Here is a 15117-nt window from a genome sequence, read left to right on the forward strand (position 1 = left end):
CGGCCGCCCCGTAGGCTGTGCGGGTGGAACACCGCGCCGACGCCCCCCTCGCCCCGCTGACCTCGCTGCGCCTGGGCGGCCCCGCCCGCCGCCTGTACGAGGCCGCCACCACCGCCGAACTCGTCGCCGTCGTCCGCGACGCCGACGACCACGGCACCCCGCTGCTGCTCGTCGGCGGCGGCAGCAACCTGGTGATCGGCGACGAAGGCTTCGACGGCATCGCCGTCCGCATCGCCACCAAGGGGCACACGCTGAGCCCCTCCGGCCTGCTCAGCTCGGACGCCGGAGTGCGCTGGGACCACCTGGTGGAGACCGCGGTGGGCGCCGGGCTCGCGGGCGTCGAGTTCCTGTCCGGCATCCCGGGCAGCGCGGGCGCCACGCCGATCCAGAACGTCGGCGCGTACGGCCAGGAAGTCGCCGAGACCATCTCGCTCGTCGAGGTCTACGACCGCCGCACCGGCCGCATGGACCTGCTCGACCCGAGCGAATGCGGCTTCAGCTACCGCGACAGCGTCTTCAAGGGCGACGACCGGTACGTCGTGCTCCGCGTGCACTTCCAACTCCGCGACGAAGGCGGCCTGTCCGCCCCGGTGCGCTACGCCGAGACCGCCCGCGCCCTGGGCGTCGAGCAGGGCGAGCGGGTGCCGCTGGCGGCCGCCCGGGACACCGTGCTGGGGCTGCGCCGCGGCAAGGGCATGGTGCTCGACGAGGCCGACCACGACACGTGGAGCGCCGGGTCGTTCTTCACCAACCCGATCCTGACGGACGCGCAGTTCGCGGACCTGCGCGTCCGGGTCGCCGAACGCCTCGGCGACGGCGCCGAACCGCCGCACTTCCCGGCGGGGGAGGGGCACGCCAAGACGTCGGCCGCCTGGCTGATCGAGCGCGCCGGCTTCCCCAAGGGCCACGGCACCGGCCCCGCCCGCATCTCGACCAAGCACACCCTCGCGCTGACCAACCGCGGCACCGCGAAGACCGAGGACCTGCTGTCGCTCGCCCGCGAGGTCCGCGACGGCGTCCGCGAGGCCTTCGGCGTCGAGCTGGTCAACGAGCCGGTGTTCGTCGGCGCGGAACTCTGAGGAAGCCCGTTCCCCCGTATGGCGCGCGGGAGATTGACACTCTGGTTATTGAGTAATAACTTACTATTCATGGCAGCCCCCACGACCTCCGCCGGAACCGTGCGGATGACGGCCGACGAGCGTCGGGCCTCCGTCATCCGGGCGGCGATGAGCGAGTTCGCACGCGGCGGCCTGCACGGCACCTCCACCGCCGCGATCGCCAAGCGCGTCGGCGTCTCGCAGCCCTATCTCTTCCGGCTCTTCGACGACAAGAAGGCGCTGTTCCTCGCCACCGTCGACTACTGCTTCACCCGCCTGCGGGACAGCTTCGACCGGGCGGTCGAAGGCCTCGAAGGCGCCGGGGCCATGCACGCCATGGCGCACGCTTACACCGACCTGCTGGGCACCGAGCCGGAGTTCCTGCGCATGCAGCTCCAGGCATACGTCGCCTCGCAGGACCCGGAGTACCAGGCGCCGATCCGCGCCTGCTGGGAACGACTCGACGAGCAGGTCCGCGTGCTGTCCGGCGCGGAAGGCGAAGAACTCACCGACTTCTTCGCCCGCGGCATGCTCTGCAACGTCATCGCGGCGCTCGACCTGCCGCGCGAACGCTACTTCTCGTCCATGAAGGCCGGCGCGCAGCACGTCGACTGCGCGCGCTGCGCGGCCGAGGCCGCCGGGCCCCCCGGGACATCCGCCGAATCCTGCTGACTCCGCCGCCGGGCCTTCCCGGTGCCTCGGCGCACGTCCCCAAAAGTTAGTGAGCAATAACTTAATATCTCGGCAAAAGTTAGTGACCGATAACTATGTACCCGTCGGGGGCACACCATGACCACCGCACCGTCCGCACTCGCATCACCCGCGGCGCCGATGTCCAAGCAGCGCGGCCCGCACACTGTCCTGTGGACCTTCCTCGCCAGCAGCTTCGCGCTTTTCATGGCCGGGCTCGACAACCTCGTCGTCACCACCGCCCTGCCGTCCATCAAGGAGGACCTCGGCGCCGGACTGTCCGAACTCGAATGGACCGTCAACGCCTACACCCTCAGCTTCGCGGTCCTCCTCATGCTCGGCGCCGCCCTCGGCGACCGCTTCGGCCGCCGCAAGGTCTTCGCGTCCGGCATCGCCGTCTTCACCCTCGCCTCCGCGCTCGCCGCGATAGCCCCGAGCACCGGCGGCCTGATCGCCGCCCGTGCCATCCAGGGCGCCGGCGCCGCCGCGATCCTCCCGCTCAGCCTCACGATCCTCACCCGCGCCGTGCCCGCCGAGAAGCGCCCCGTCGCCCTCGGCCTGTGGGGCGGAGTCAACGGCCTCTCCGTCGCCCTCGGCCCGCTCGTCGGCGGCGCCATCGTGGAACACGGCTCGTGGCAGTGGATCTTCTGGCTCAACGTCCCGCTCGGCCTGATCCTGGTGCCGCTGACCCTCTTCAAGGTCGAGGAAAGCCACGGCCCCTCCAAGCGCCTCGACCTGGTCGGCACCACCCTGGTCAGCCTCGGCATGCTCGGCGTCGTCTTCGGCCTGGTCCGCGGCCACGGCGACGGCTGGGCCGCGCCGCACATCGTCGGCGCCCTCGCGGTCGGCGTCGCGCTCATCGCCGCGTTCGTCGCCTACGAGAACCGCACCGCCGAACCGATGCTCCCGATGACCATGTTCAAGGACCGCGCCTTCACCGCCCTGACCTTCTCCGGGCTGCTGATGTTCGCCGGCGTCTTCGGCTCGATCTTCCTGCTCACCCAGTACTTCCAGGGCGTCCAGGGCTACTCGCCGCTCGGCGCGGGCCTGCGCATCCTGCCTTGGACCGCGATGCCCGTCATCGTCGCCCCGCTGGCCGGCCCGCTCGCCGCCAAGATCGGCGGACGCCCGCTGGTCATCGCCGGCCTCGCGATGTCCGCCACCGGCCTGGCCTGGTTCGCGCTCGTCGCCTCGCCGCACGTCACGTACGCCGAGCAGATCCCCGCGCTCGTCCTGTGCGGCCTGGGCATGTCGCTCTACTTCATCCCGACCGCGAGCCTGCTGATGTCCGTGGTCAAGCCCGAGCAGCAGGGCGTCGCGTCCGGCACCAACAACGCCATGCGCGAACTCGGCGGCGTCTTCGGCGTCGCGGTCCTCGCCTCGGTCTTCTCCGCGAACGGCGGCTTCGTCTCCGCGCAGAACTTCGTCGACGGACTCGTCCCCGCCCTGTGGGTCGGCGCCGCCCTGGCCGCCGTCGGCTCGCTCACCGCGGCGCTGATCCCCACCCGGCGCACGCCCGCCGCCGCCGCACCGGCCGACGCCGACGCCTCGGCCAAGGTCCCGGTCGCCGCCTGACCCGCACGACCCGCAGGACCCTGTCCGTCGGCCCCCGACCCGCACGTACGGCACCGGGCGCGGCCTCCGACCACCGGAGGCCGCGCCCGCGGCATGTCCGCGGGGCTCCCGGTCAGCCGGTCAGCCGGTCAACCTGCAGGGCGGCGCGTCAGCCGGCCAGCCAGGCGTCCACCCCGGCCAGCAGCTTCGCCCGCACGTCCTCGCGTGCCACCGACCCGCGGATCGACTGCCGGGCCAGCTCCGCGAGTTCCGCATCGTCGAAACCGTGCTCGTGCCGCGCGATCTCGTACTGCGCCGCCAACCGCGACCCGAACAGCAGCGGATCGTCCGCACCCAGCGCGATCGGCACCCCGGCCTCGAACAGCTTGCGCAACGGCACATCCGACGGCTTCTCGTACACGCCCAGCGCCACGTTGGACGCCGGGCACACCTCGCACACCACTCCGAGCCGAGCCAATTCGGCCATCAGGAGGGGATCCTCCGCGGCCCGTACACCGTGCCCGAGCCGCCGTGCGCCGAGCACCTCGACGCACTCCCGGATGCTCCGCGGGCCGTCCAACTCGCCCCCGTGCGGGTTCGCGAACAGCCCCGAGCGGCGCGCGATGGCGAACGCCCGCTCGAAATCCAGTGCCCGGCCCCGCCGTTCGTCGTTCGACAGGCCGAACCCGACCACCCGCCCGCGGTCCGCGTACCGGGCCGCCAGCCTGGCCAGCGTCCGAGCCTCCAGCTGGTGCTTCGTCCGGTTCGCCGCGATCACCACGGCGATCCCCACCCCGGTCGTGCGCTCGGCCTCCTCGACGGCGTCCAGGATCACCTCCACGGCCGGCGTGAGACCGCCCAGCCGGGGCGCGTACGACGTCGGATCGACCTGGATTTCCAGCCACCCCGAGCCTTCCGCGGCATCGTCCTCGGCCGCCTCGCGCACCAGCCGGTGCACGTCGTCCTCGCCGCGCACACAGGATCGGGCGATGTCGTACAGCCGCTGGAACCGGAACCAGCCGCGCTCGTCGGTGGCCCGCAGCCGCGGGGGAGTGCCCGAGGTCAGTGCCCCCGGGAGGTGGACCCGGTACCGGTCGGCCAGCTCCAGCAGCGTGGCCGTCCGCATGGAACCGGTGAAGTGCAGGTGCAAATGGGCTTTCGGCAGCGCGCGCACATCGCGGACGGGGTCATCCATCTCCCCGATCTTGGCCCACCGCGGCCCCGCCCGGGCGAAGTCGGCGCAGGTTGCCCCGACCGGATGATGCACAACCGGCCGGGAAACGGACATACCGGCCGACCGCACCGCGCAATCCACGCCCCGCCCCGCGCCCGGTACGCCGCGCACCGGCGCCACCCCGGAACGCCGGACGGCCCGGCCCCCCACGGGGGACCGGGCCGTCCGGCGAGAAAACGCCTCTCGGCGGGACCGCGGCTACTTCGCCTCGCCCAGCAGCTTCGCGATCCGCGACACGCCCTCGACCAGGTCGTCGTCGCCCAGCGCGTACGACAGCCGCAGGTAGCCCGGCGTCCCGAACGCCTCGCCCGGCACCACCGCGACCTCGACCTCGTCGAGGATCAGACCCGCCAGCTCCGACGACGTCGCCGGCACCTTCCCGCGGATCTCCTTGCCCAGCACACCCTTGACCGACGGGTACGCGTAGAACGCGCCCTTCGGCTCCGGGCACTCGACGCCCGGGATCTCGTTCAGCATCCGCACGATCGTCCGGCGGCGCCGGTCGAACGCCACCTTCATCTCGTCCACCGCCGACAGGTCGCCGGACACCGCGGCGATGGCCGCGGACTGCGCCACGTTGCACACATTCGACGTGGCGTGCGACTGCAGGTTGGTGGCCGCCTTGATGACGTCCTTCGGGCCGATGACCCACCCGACGCGCCACCCCGTCATCGCATACGTCTTCGCGACACCGTTCACGATGACCGTGCGGTCGAGCAGCTCCGGCACGACGGTCGGCATCGACACGAACTCGGCGTCGTCGTACACCAGGTGCTCGTAGATCTCGTCGGTCAGCACCCACAGGCCGTGCTCGGCCGCCCACCGGCCGATCTCCTCGACCTGCGCCCGCGTGTACACCGCACCCGTCGGGTTCGACGGCGACACGAACAGCAGCACCTTGGTGTTCGGCGTGCGCGCCGCCTCCAGCTGCTCGACGGACACCAGGTAGCCGGTCGTCTCGTCGGCCACGACGTCCACGGGCACGCCGCCCGCGAGCCGGATCGACTCCGGGTAGGTCGTCCAGTACGGCGCCGGCACGATGACCTCGTCGCCCGGGTCGAGGATCGCCGCGAACGCCTCGTAGATCGCCTGCTTGCCGCCGTTGGTCACGAGCACCTGCGCCGGGTCGACCTCGAGGCCGGAGTCGCGCAGCGTCTTCGCGGCGATGGCCGCCTTCAGCTCCGGCAGGCCCCCGGCCGGCGTGTAGCGGTGGAACTTCGGGTCCCGGCACGCCGCTACGGCCGCGTCGACGATGTAGCCCGGCGTCGGGAAGTCCGGCTCGCCGGCGCCGAAGCCGATCACCGGGCGCCCGGCCGCCTTGAGCGCCTTGGCCTTGGCGTCGACCGCGAGCGTCGCAGACTCGGCGATGGCGCCCACGCGCCGCGAAACGCGGCGCTCGGTGGGGGAGGAGACAGGGGTCTGGGGGCTGGAGGAAGGTGCCGTCATGACCCCCATCGTCCCACTGCCGCGGAGGGCCGGGCACGCAGGTTTCGCGATCCGGTCAGCGACGGGTTCGACCTGGGGCACCGCAACCCGTACACTCGTCCCCTGGCGGATCGAACCGCGCTGGACTGTGCCCGGAAACCTTTGGTCTCCGCAGGGCGTTGTCCGCTAGGTTGGGACCACCGAAGGGCACTAGCTCAATTGGCAGAGCACCGGTCTCCAAAACCGGGGGTTGGGGGTTCAAGTCCCTCGTGCCCTGCGATGTACCGCCCCGATCCGACTGTGTTTCGGGGTGTGTACATGCAGTCAGCGCCAGCCATTAAGCGCCGACGACACCGTCGGTGATCCAGTCAGACCGGATCCAGGTGAGGACGAGTGACGGAGGCCCACGGCTCCACGACCACGCCCGAGGACGAAAGCTCGGACGACGTCGGCGTGGACGAGACTCCCCCGGGCGGTCGCAACCGCAAGGGACGCCGGGCCGAGTCCGAGAAGCCCGATCCGAAGAAGAAGAGCATCTTCGCGCGCCTCGCGATCTTCTACCGGCAGATCATCGCCGAGCTTCGCAAGGTCGTCTGGCCGACGCGCAACGAGCTGGTCACGTACACGACCGTCGTGATCGTGTTCTGCCTGATCATCATCGGCATCGTGTACACGCTCGACCTCGGGTTCGCCCGGGCGGCGCTCGAAATCTTCGGCTGACCCCGGCGCGGCGTGCCGCCGCGACGGATCCGGGACTCCTGCGGCCGATCCCGGCCTCCGCCCGGCTACTGTGGTGTCCTGGGGAGATCCTCCCCCGATGCCGTGGGGCCCGGCGCGTGCCAGGCCCGCCCGGCCAGCCCGTTTGATCCCCACCCAGGAAGAAGCAGCCACCGTGTCAGACTCGAACCTGTTCCCCGACGAGGCCGTCGAGGAGACGGGGTCCCAGTCGGAGCAGGCGGCGGACGCGTCCGCGGTCGCTGAAGCCGACACCGAAGCCGGCGCCGAGGCCGTCGAGGAGACCGTCGAGACCGCCGTCGGCGACGACGAGGCTGCCGAGGAGACCGGCGACGCCGAGCCCGCCGGCGACGACGAAGCCGCCGAAGCCCCGCAGGTCGACACGCTCGCCGAGTTCCGCGAGGCGCTGCGCCGCGCGCCGGGCGAGTGGTACGTCATCCACTCGTACGCCGGCTACGAGAACCGGGTGAAGGCCAACCTCGAATCCCGCACGACCTCCCTCAACATGGAGGAGTTCATCTTCCAGGTCGAGGTGCCGATGGAAGAGGTCGTCGAGATCAAGAACGGTCAGCGCAAGACCGTCAAGCGCAACAAGTTCCCCGGCTACGTCCTGGTCCGCATGGACCTGACGAACGAGTCGTGGGGCGCGGTGCGCAACACCCCCGGCGTCACCGGCTTCGTCGGCAACGCCCACGAGCCGTACCCGCTGACCCTCGACGAGGTCGCCAAGATCCTCGCCCCCGAGGAGGAGCAGGCCGCGGCCGGCGGCGGCACCACGACCAAGGCGCCCGCCGAGGTCAAGGTCCTCGACTTCGAGGTCGGCGACTCCGTCACCGTCATCGACGGCCCCTTCGCCACGCTGCAGGCCACGATCAACGAGATCAACGCCGACTCGCAGAAGGTCAAGGGCCTGGTCGAGATCTTCGGCCGGGAGACCCCGGTCGAGCTGTCGTTCAACCAGATCCAGAAGAACTGAGCAGCACCCCACGAGCTTCCGCAGCCGGGCCGTCCGCGAGGGCGGCCCGGACCACGGATTAGGGCGCCTTCGCAACGGTGGTTATCGTTGTGGGGGCGCCACGCCGCGTATGCCGGTCCGCAGGGACCCGGCGCGCGGGGCGCAAGCCGCGTGACAGCACACTCCGCCGGTCCGTCCCGGATCCGGTCGGATGTGCCGTGCGTACCGCGCGGCACCAGGGAAGTACATCTCGTCGAAGGACCCGGAAACATGCCTCCCAAGAAGAAGCTTGCTGCCATCATCAAGCTCCAGATCAAGGCCGGCGCCGCTACGCCCGCCCCGCCGGTCGGTCCGGCGCTGGGCCAGCACGGCGTCAACATCATGGAGTTCTGCAAGGCCTACAACGCTGCGACCGAGTCGCAGCGCGGCGACATCGTGCCGGTGGAGATCTCGGTCTACGAAGACCGCTCCTTCACCTTCATCACGAAGACGCCGCCGGCCGCGCGCCTGATCCTCAAGGCCGCGGGCGTCGAGAAGGGCTCGGGCGAGCCGCACAAGACCAAGGTCGCCAAGCTCACGCGCGACCAGGTCCGCGGCATCGCCGAGACCAAGATGGCCGACCTGAACGCGAACGACCTGGACGCCGCCGAGAAGATCATCGCCGGCACCGCCCGTTCCATGGGCATCACGGTCGAGGGCTGAGCCAGAACTCCCGTCCGCGCCCCGCGGGGGGCGGACATCTCCGCAGTACGTGGCAGGGCCGTGCGTCGGTCCGAATCCACCACGACTCCTTTCGCAGCAACCAGGAGCAGAAGTGACGCAGCGCAGCAAGACCTACCGCCAGGGTGCCGCCCAGGTGGACCGCGAGCGGCTGTACGCCCCGCTCGAGGCCGTCCGCCTGGCCAAGGCCACCTCGAAGACCAAGTTCGACTCGACCGTCGAGGTCGCCCTGCGCCTGGGTGTCGACCCGCGCAAGGCCGACCAGATGGTCCGCAGCACCGTCATCCTTCCGCACGGCACCGGCAAGACCGCCCGGGTCCTGGTCTTCGCGACCGGTGACCGTGCCGAGGCTGCCAAGGCTGCGGGCGCCGACATCGTCGGCTCCGACGAACTGATCGACGAGATCCTCAAGGGCAACCTGCTCAACGAGATCGACTCGGTCGTCGCCACCCCGGACCTCATGGGCAAGGTCGGCCGCCTCGGCCGCGTCCTCGGCCCGCGTGGCCTCATGCCGAACCCGAAGACCGGCACCGTGACCCCGGACGTGGCCAAGGCCGTGTCCGAGATCAAGGGCGGCAAGATCGAGTTCCGCGTCGACAAGCACTCGAACCTGCACTTCATCATCGGCAAGACCTCGTTCACGGACGAGCAGCTGATCGAGAACTACGCCGCGGCCCTCGAAGAGGTCCTGCGGGTGAAGCCGTCGGCGGCCAAGGGCCGTTACGTCAAGAAGGTCGGCTTCACGACCACGATGGGCCCGGGCATCCCGGTCGACCCGAACCGCACCCGCAACCTCCTCACCGAGGAGGACCCGGCCGCCGTCTGATCACGCTGATTGCGTCGATCGGACTGCCGCAGGGCAGCGAACTCCGGTGGCCCGCACACCCCTTCGGGGGAGTGCGGGCCGCTGTCGCGTCGCGGTCGGGTAGCTGCCCGGTGTGTGACAGCGGATGTGCACCAACGGATTTGCCCTGTAGACGTCACGTCACGTACCTTGTACGAAGCCAAAGACCGCCGGTCGTTGCGATGTGCCCGCAAGAGCGCCGCAATCGAAGGTTCCGCCACAGCGGACGGCCTGCGCAGGTGCCTGAGAGGTTCTCCGAGCTTCCCGCGGATTCGTCCGCCGACCGGCTCGTGTTCCGCCCCGTGCGCCTGCGCCGGGGCGTTTTCGTTTGTCCGGGCCCTTTCCCGCCGGTGGTCGTCCAGGCGCCCGGCCGGTCCCACGGCCGGCCGAAGATCGCATCGCGGAAGGAGGCCCGTCCCATGGCGAGGCCCGACAAGGCGGCCGGGGTTGCCGAGATCGCGGACAAGTTCCGCGGCTCGAACGCCACCGTGCTGACCGAGTACCGCGGACTCAGCGTGGCGAAGCTCAAGGAGCTGCGCCGTTCGCTCGCTGGGAACGCAGAGTACGCCGTGGTGAAGAACACGCTGACCAAGATCGCGGCCAACGAGGCGGGCATCACCGAGCTGGACGCCCTCCTTGTGGGTCCGTCCGCCGTGGCCTTCGTCACCGGCGACCCGGTCGAGGCTGCCAAGAGCCTGCGTGACTTCGCCAAGGCGAACCCCCTTCTCGTCATCAAGGGCGGTGTCCTCGAGGGCAAGGCCCTCAGCGCTGACGAGATCAACAAGCTCGCGGACCTCGAGTCCCGCGACGTGCTGCTCGCCAAGCTGGCGGGTGCCATGAAGGCGTCGATGGCCAAGGCCGCCGCGACCTTCCAGGCCCCGCTCACGGAGTTCGTCCGCACCGCGGAAGCCCTCCGGGTCAAGCGCGAGGCCGAGCAGGGCGGTGCCGGCGAGCCGGCTCCCGCCGCCGAGGCCGCCGAGGAGGCCGCGGCCGAGTAATTCCGGCCGCAGCACCTCGCGACTCCGGTCGCCGGGGGCCCTGCCCCCGCCATCCACACCACCCGGCACCTGCCGAACTTATTAGGAAGGACCGCCCATCATGGCGAAGCTCAGCAACGACGAGCTCATCGAGGCGTTCAAGGAAATGACCCTCATCGAGCTCTCCGACCTGGTGAAGCTCTTCGAGGAGACCTTCGACGTCAAGGCTGCCGCCCCGGCCGCCGTCGCCGTTGCCGTCCCCGGCCAGACCGCCGAGGCCGAGGCCGAGGTCAAGGACTCGTTCGACGTCATCCTCGAGGCGGCCGGCGACAAGAAGATCCAGGTCATCAAGGAGGTCCGCGCCCTCACGAGCCTGGGCCTGAAGGAAGCCAAGGACCTGGTCGACGGCGCCCCGAAGCCGCTGCTCGAGGGTGTCAACCAGGAGGCTGCGGACAAGGCGAAGGCCGCCCTCGAGGCCGCCGGCGCGACCGTCTCCGTCAAGTAAGTCCCGGCGCACTCGCGCGGGCTTGCCGACGGCTGCATAGCCGCACCGCCGCCGGGCGGTCTCCTTCGGGAGGCCGCCCGGCGGTTTTTGCGTCCCCGGACGCCCCCTGCCCGTCTCCCGCCGGACGTCCGGCTTGCCCTCCCGCGACCGCTTCCGGGACGTCTCGAAGATCGTCCGGAAACGATCGCTCCGGATGCCCCCGACCCGGCCGCGGCCGGGCCGCGACACTCCGCAGCCACTCCATCGGCCTCCCCCGGAAGAGTGATTCCGGCAACACCAGGGAGCACTCCGCGGCGCCGCGCGCGCCCCCGGCCGTGAGCCTCCGCACACCCGTGCGGCGGCACCCGGCCGGGTGTCCGCGGACGTCCCACGCGCCCCGGAAACACCGGGGAATCCCGCTCCGGCGCGCCTCCCGCGACGCGCGTGTCGGCTCGCCCGCACCGCTGTGACCTGCAAAGGCGTAACGGATTCGGCGCGATTTGCAACCCGCCGGGCAGCGTGCGCCGCGGTGTCGGCGACCTGTGCAAGAGTGGTGCCCGCACCGCCGCAGGTCGGCTCCCTCTTGACGAACCGAACGCGGCGCGCAATTCTTCGGACGCGTCCCGAAGAGCACTGGCCGGGTGGCAGAAGCCCCCGAGATGGCGAGCGCCCGTTCCAGGCGCTGGACAGCGGTGTGCCGTGTGGCTACACTGACCCTTTGCGCTGCCTGTTGACCCTCCGCGGTACCCGCACCGAGGCCGTCCGGCATGCGCATAGTGAGTCCGAGCCCTCGGAAGGACCCCTCTTGGCCGCCTCGCGCACCGCCACGAACGCTACAAACCCCGGCGCCGCCAGTACCGCCCCGCTCCGCATCTCTTTCGCGAAGATCCGCGAGCCTCTCGAGGTACCGAACCTTCTCGCGCTGCAAACCGAGAGCTTCGACTGGCTGCTCGGCAACAGCGTGTGGAAGGCACGAGTCGAAAACGCTCTCGCATCCGGAGCCGATGTCCCCAGGAAGTCCGGCCTCGAGGAGATCTTCGAGGAGATCTCCCCGATCGAGGACTTCAGCGGGTCGATGTCGCTCACGTTCCGCGACCACCGCTTCGAGCCGCCGAAGAACTCGATCGAGGAGTGCAAGGAGCGTGACTTCACGTTCTCTGCGCCGCTCTTCGTGACGGCCGAGTTCACGAACAACGAGACCGGCGAGATCAAGAGCCAGACGGTCTTCATGGGCGACTTCCCGCTCATGACCAACAAGGGCACGTTCATCATCAACGGCACCGAGCGTGTCGTGGTGTCGCAGCTCGTGCGCTCGCCCGGCGTCTACTTCGACAAGCAGATCGACAAGACGTCCGACAAGGACATCTTCAGCGCCAAGGTCATCCCGTCCCGGGGCGCCTGGCTCGAGCTGGAGATCGACAAGCGCGACACCGTCGGTGTCCGCATCGACCGCAAGCGCAAGCAGTCCGTCACGGTGCTGCTGAAGGCGCTCGGCTGGACCGACTCGCAGATCCTCGAGGAGTTCGGCGAGTACGAGTCGATGCGGCAGACCCTGGAGAAGGACCACACCCAGGGCCAGGACGACGCGCTGCTCGACATCTACCGCAAGCTGCGCCCGGGAGAGCCGCCGACCCGCGAGGCCGCGCAGACGCTTCTGGAGAACCTGTACTTCAACCCGAAGCGCTACGACCTGGCCAAGGTCGGCCGGTACAAGATCAACAAGAAGCTGGGCGTCGACCGTCCGCTGGACGCGGGGACCCTCACCGTCGAGGACGTCATCGCGACGATCAAGTACCTGGTGAAGCTGCACGCCGGCGAGACCGAGATGACCGGCCTCAGCGGCCAGGAGTTCGTGGTCGAGGCCGACGACATCGACCACTTCGGCAACCGCCGCCTGCGCAACGTCGGCGAGCTGATCCAGAACCAGGTCCGCACCGGCCTGGCGCGCATGGAGCGCGTCGTCCGCGAGCGCATGACCACCCAGGACGTCGAGGCGATCACGCCGCAGACGCTCATCAACATCCGGCCGGTCGTCGCCTCCATCAAGGAGTTCTTCGGCACCAGCCAGCTGTCCCAGTTCATGGACCAGACGAACCCGCTGTCCGGCCTGACCCACAAGCGACGCCTGTCGGCGCTGGGCCCCGGCGGTCTGTCCCGTGAGCGGGCCGGCTTCGAGGTCCGCGACGTGCACCCGTCGCACTACGGCCGCATGTGCCCGATCGAGACGCCGGAAGGCCCGAACATCGGCCTGATCGGCTCGCTCGCGTCGTACGGCCGGGTCAACGCCTTCGGCTTCGTCGAGACCCCGTACCGCAAGGTCGTCAACGGCGTCGTCACCGACGACGTCGACTACCTGACCGCGGACGAGGAAGACCGCTTCGTCATCGCCCAGGCGAACGCGCCGCTGAACGCGGACAACACGTTCGCCGAGGCCCGCGCGCTCGTCCGCCGCCGCGGCGGCGAGATCGACTACCTGCCCGGCGACGAGATCGACTACATGGACGTGTCGCCGCGCCAGATGGTGTCGGTCGCGACCGCGATGATCCCGTTCCTCGAGCACGACGACGCCAACCGCGCGCTCATGGGCTCGAACATGATGCGCCAGGCCGTGCCGCTCCTGAAGGCCGAGTCGCCGCTCGTCGGCACCGGCATGGAGTACCGCGCGGCGGTCGACGCGGCCGACGTCATCACCGCGGAGAAGCCCGGCCTGATCACCGACGTGTCGGCCGACTACGTCACGGTGATGAACGACGACGCGACGTACACCACGTACCGCGTGCAGAAGTTCATGCGCTCCAACCAGGGCACGAGCTTCAACCAGAAGGTCATCGTCGAGGAAGGCGCACGCGTCGAGGCCGGCCAGGTGCTGGCCGACGGCCCGTGCACCGAAGACGGCGAGATGGCGCTGGGCAAGAACCTCCTCGTGGCGTTCATGCCGTGGGAAGGCCACAACTACGAGGACGCGATCATCCTGTCGCAGCGCCTCGTGCAGGACGACGTCCTCTCCTCGATCCACATCGAGGAGCACGAGGTCGACGCCCGCGACACCAAGCTGGGCCCCGAGGAGATCACCCGGGACATCCCGAACGTCTCCGAAGAGGTCCTCGCCGACCTCGACGAGCGCGGCATCATCCGCATCGGTGCGGACGTCGTCCCCGGCGACATCCTGGTCGGCAAGGTCACCCCGAAGGGCGAGACCGAGCTGACCCCCGAGGAGCGCCTGCTCCGCGCGATCTTCGGCGAGAAGGCGCGCGAGGTCCGCGACACCTCGCTGAAGGTGCCGCACGGCGAGCAGGGCAAGGTCATCGGCGTCCGGGTCTTCGACCGCGAAGCCGGCGACGAGCTGCCCCCGGGCGTCAACCAGCTGGTGCGCGTCTACGTCGCGCAGAAGCGCAAGATCACGGACGGCGACAAGCTCGCCGGCCGGCACGGCAACAAGGGTGTCATCTCCAAGATCCTCCCGGTCGAGGACATGCCGTTCCTCGAGGACGGCACCCCGGTCGACGTCATCCTCAACCCGCTGGGTGTCCCGTCCCGCATGAACCCGGGCCAGGTCCTGGAAACCCACCTCGGCTGGGTCGCCAGCCGCGGCTGGCAGGTCGAGGGCAGCGACGAGGAGTGGAAGGACCGCCTCCGCGGCATCGGCGCGGACGCGGCCGAGCCCGGCACCAACGTCGCCACCCCGGTCTTCGACGGCGCGCGCGAGGAGGAGATCACCGGTCTCCTCAACTCGACCATCCCGAACCGCGACGGCATCCGGATGATCGACGGCTCCGGCAAGGCCAAGATGTTCGACGGCCGCTCCGGCGAGCCGTTCCCTTACCCGGTCTCGGTCGGCTACATGTACATCCTGAAGCTGCACCACCTGGTCGACGACAAGCTGCACGCCCGTTCGACCGGCCCGTACTCGATGATCACCCAGCAGCCGCTCGGTGGTAAGGCGCAGTTCGGTGGCCAGCGCTTCGGTGAGATGGAGGTGTGGGCGCTGGAGGCGTACGGCGCCGCCTATGCCCTCCAGGAGCTTCTGACCATCAAGTCCGACGACGTGCTGGGCCGCGTGAAGGTCTACGAGGCCATCGTCAAGGGCGAGAACATCCCCGAACCCGGCATCCCCGAGTCCTTCAAGGTGCTCATCAAGGAGATGCAGTCGCTCTGCCTCAACGTGGAAGTGCTCTCCAGCGACGGTATGTCCATCGAGATGCGCGACACCGACGAGGACGTCTTCCGCGCGGCGGAGGAGCTCGGTATCGACCTGTCCCGGCGCGAGCCGAGCAGCGTCGAAGAGGTCTGATGTCCGACCCGGGACCCGCTGGGAAGCGGGTTCCGGGCCCCCGGACCACAGACCTGATGAAGACACCCCCGGGGCGGCGGACACCCCGCACCGCCGCCACCGGGACCAAAC

The 15117-nt window shown here is 70.0% G+C and carries 12 protein-coding genes and 1 tRNA gene; 11 read left to right on the plus strand and 2 right to left on the minus strand.

Annotation, left to right across the window (positions count from 1 at the left end):
• The first annotated feature begins 23 nt into the window (after positions 1 to 23).
• The 3 genes from ABEA93_RS02575 to ABEA93_RS02585 all read left to right on the plus strand — a co-directional run bounded on the left by ABEA93_RS02575 (position 24) and on the right by ABEA93_RS02585 (position 3362).
• Positions 24 to 1079, plus strand: a complete 1056-nt coding sequence (locus ABEA93_RS02575) for a UDP-N-acetylmuramate dehydrogenase (RefSeq protein WP_345673580.1) — start codon at positions 24 to 26, stop codon at positions 1077 to 1079.
• 69 nt (positions 1080 to 1148) lie between these two features.
• Entirely contained in the window at positions 1149 to 1769 is a 621-nt protein-coding gene (locus tag ABEA93_RS02580) for a TetR/AcrR family transcriptional regulator (protein ID WP_345673581.1), read from the plus strand.
• Positions 1770 to 1886: 117 nt separating this feature from the next.
• A complete protein-coding gene (locus ABEA93_RS02585) occupies positions 1887 to 3362 on the plus strand; it encodes a DHA2 family efflux MFS transporter permease subunit (RefSeq protein WP_345673582.1) in 1476 nt (491 codons plus the stop codon).
• A 148-nt stretch (positions 3363 to 3510) separates the two neighbouring features.
• On the opposite strand, the gene ABEA93_RS02590 is transcribed toward ABEA93_RS02585, so the two are convergent.
• Together ABEA93_RS02590 and ABEA93_RS02595 are read right to left on the minus strand one after the other, a co-directional pair.
• Entirely contained in the window at positions 3511 to 4536 is a 1026-nt protein-coding gene (locus ABEA93_RS02590; RefSeq protein WP_345673583.1) for an adenosine deaminase, read from the minus strand.
• Positions 4537 to 4773: 237 nt separating this feature from the next.
• Positions 4774 to 6030, minus strand: a complete 1257-nt coding sequence (locus tag ABEA93_RS02595; RefSeq protein ID WP_345673584.1) for a pyridoxal phosphate-dependent aminotransferase — start codon at positions 6028 to 6030, stop codon at positions 4774 to 4776.
• Between the two features lie 174 nt (positions 6031 to 6204).
• Here ABEA93_RS02595 and ABEA93_RS02600 point away from each other — a divergent pair.
• From ABEA93_RS02600 to rpoB, 8 genes are all read left to right on the plus strand, one after another.
• Positions 6205 to 6277, plus strand: a tRNA-Trp gene (locus tag ABEA93_RS02600).
• A gap of 116 nt (positions 6278 to 6393) precedes the next feature.
• On the plus strand, positions 6394 to 6720 hold the full coding sequence (gene secE / locus ABEA93_RS02605) for a preprotein translocase subunit SecE (RefSeq protein ID WP_345673585.1): 327 nt from the start codon (positions 6394 to 6396) through the stop codon (positions 6718 to 6720).
• Positions 6721 to 6892: 172 nt separating this feature from the next.
• The gene (gene nusG, locus ABEA93_RS02610) at positions 6893 to 7711 is read left to right on the plus strand and encodes a transcription termination/antitermination protein NusG (RefSeq protein ID WP_345673586.1); all 819 of its coding nucleotides are present in this window, start codon (positions 6893 to 6895) and stop codon (positions 7709 to 7711) included.
• 249 nt (positions 7712 to 7960) lie between these two features.
• A complete protein-coding gene (rplK, locus tag ABEA93_RS02615; RefSeq protein WP_345673587.1) occupies positions 7961 to 8392 on the plus strand; it encodes a 50S ribosomal protein L11 in 432 nt (143 codons plus the stop codon).
• 112 nt (positions 8393 to 8504) lie between these two features.
• Entirely contained in the window at positions 8505 to 9236 is a 732-nt protein-coding gene (gene rplA, locus ABEA93_RS02620) for a 50S ribosomal protein L1 (protein ID WP_345673588.1), read from the plus strand.
• Between the two features lie 437 nt (positions 9237 to 9673).
• The gene (gene rplJ / locus ABEA93_RS02625) at positions 9674 to 10252 is read left to right on the plus strand and encodes a 50S ribosomal protein L10 (protein ID WP_345673589.1); all 579 of its coding nucleotides are present in this window, start codon (positions 9674 to 9676) and stop codon (positions 10250 to 10252) included.
• Positions 10253 to 10352: 100 nt separating this feature from the next.
• Positions 10353 to 10736 carry a 50S ribosomal protein L7/L12 gene (gene rplL, locus ABEA93_RS02630; RefSeq protein ID WP_345673590.1) on the plus strand — a complete coding sequence of 128 codons (384 nt, stop codon included), beginning with the start codon at positions 10353 to 10355 and terminating at the stop codon, positions 10734 to 10736.
• A 784-nt stretch (positions 10737 to 11520) separates the two neighbouring features.
• Positions 11521 to 15006, plus strand: coding sequence for a DNA-directed RNA polymerase subunit beta (gene rpoB / locus ABEA93_RS02635; RefSeq protein ID WP_345673591.1), 3486 nt, complete (start codon positions 11521 to 11523; stop codon positions 15004 to 15006).
• The last annotated feature ends 111 nt before the right edge of the window (positions 15007 to 15117 follow it).

The organism is Yinghuangia aomiensis, assembly GCF_039542225.1.
GTDB classification, from domain to species: Bacteria; Actinomycetota; Actinomycetes; order Streptomycetales; family Streptomycetaceae; genus Yinghuangia; species Yinghuangia aomiensis.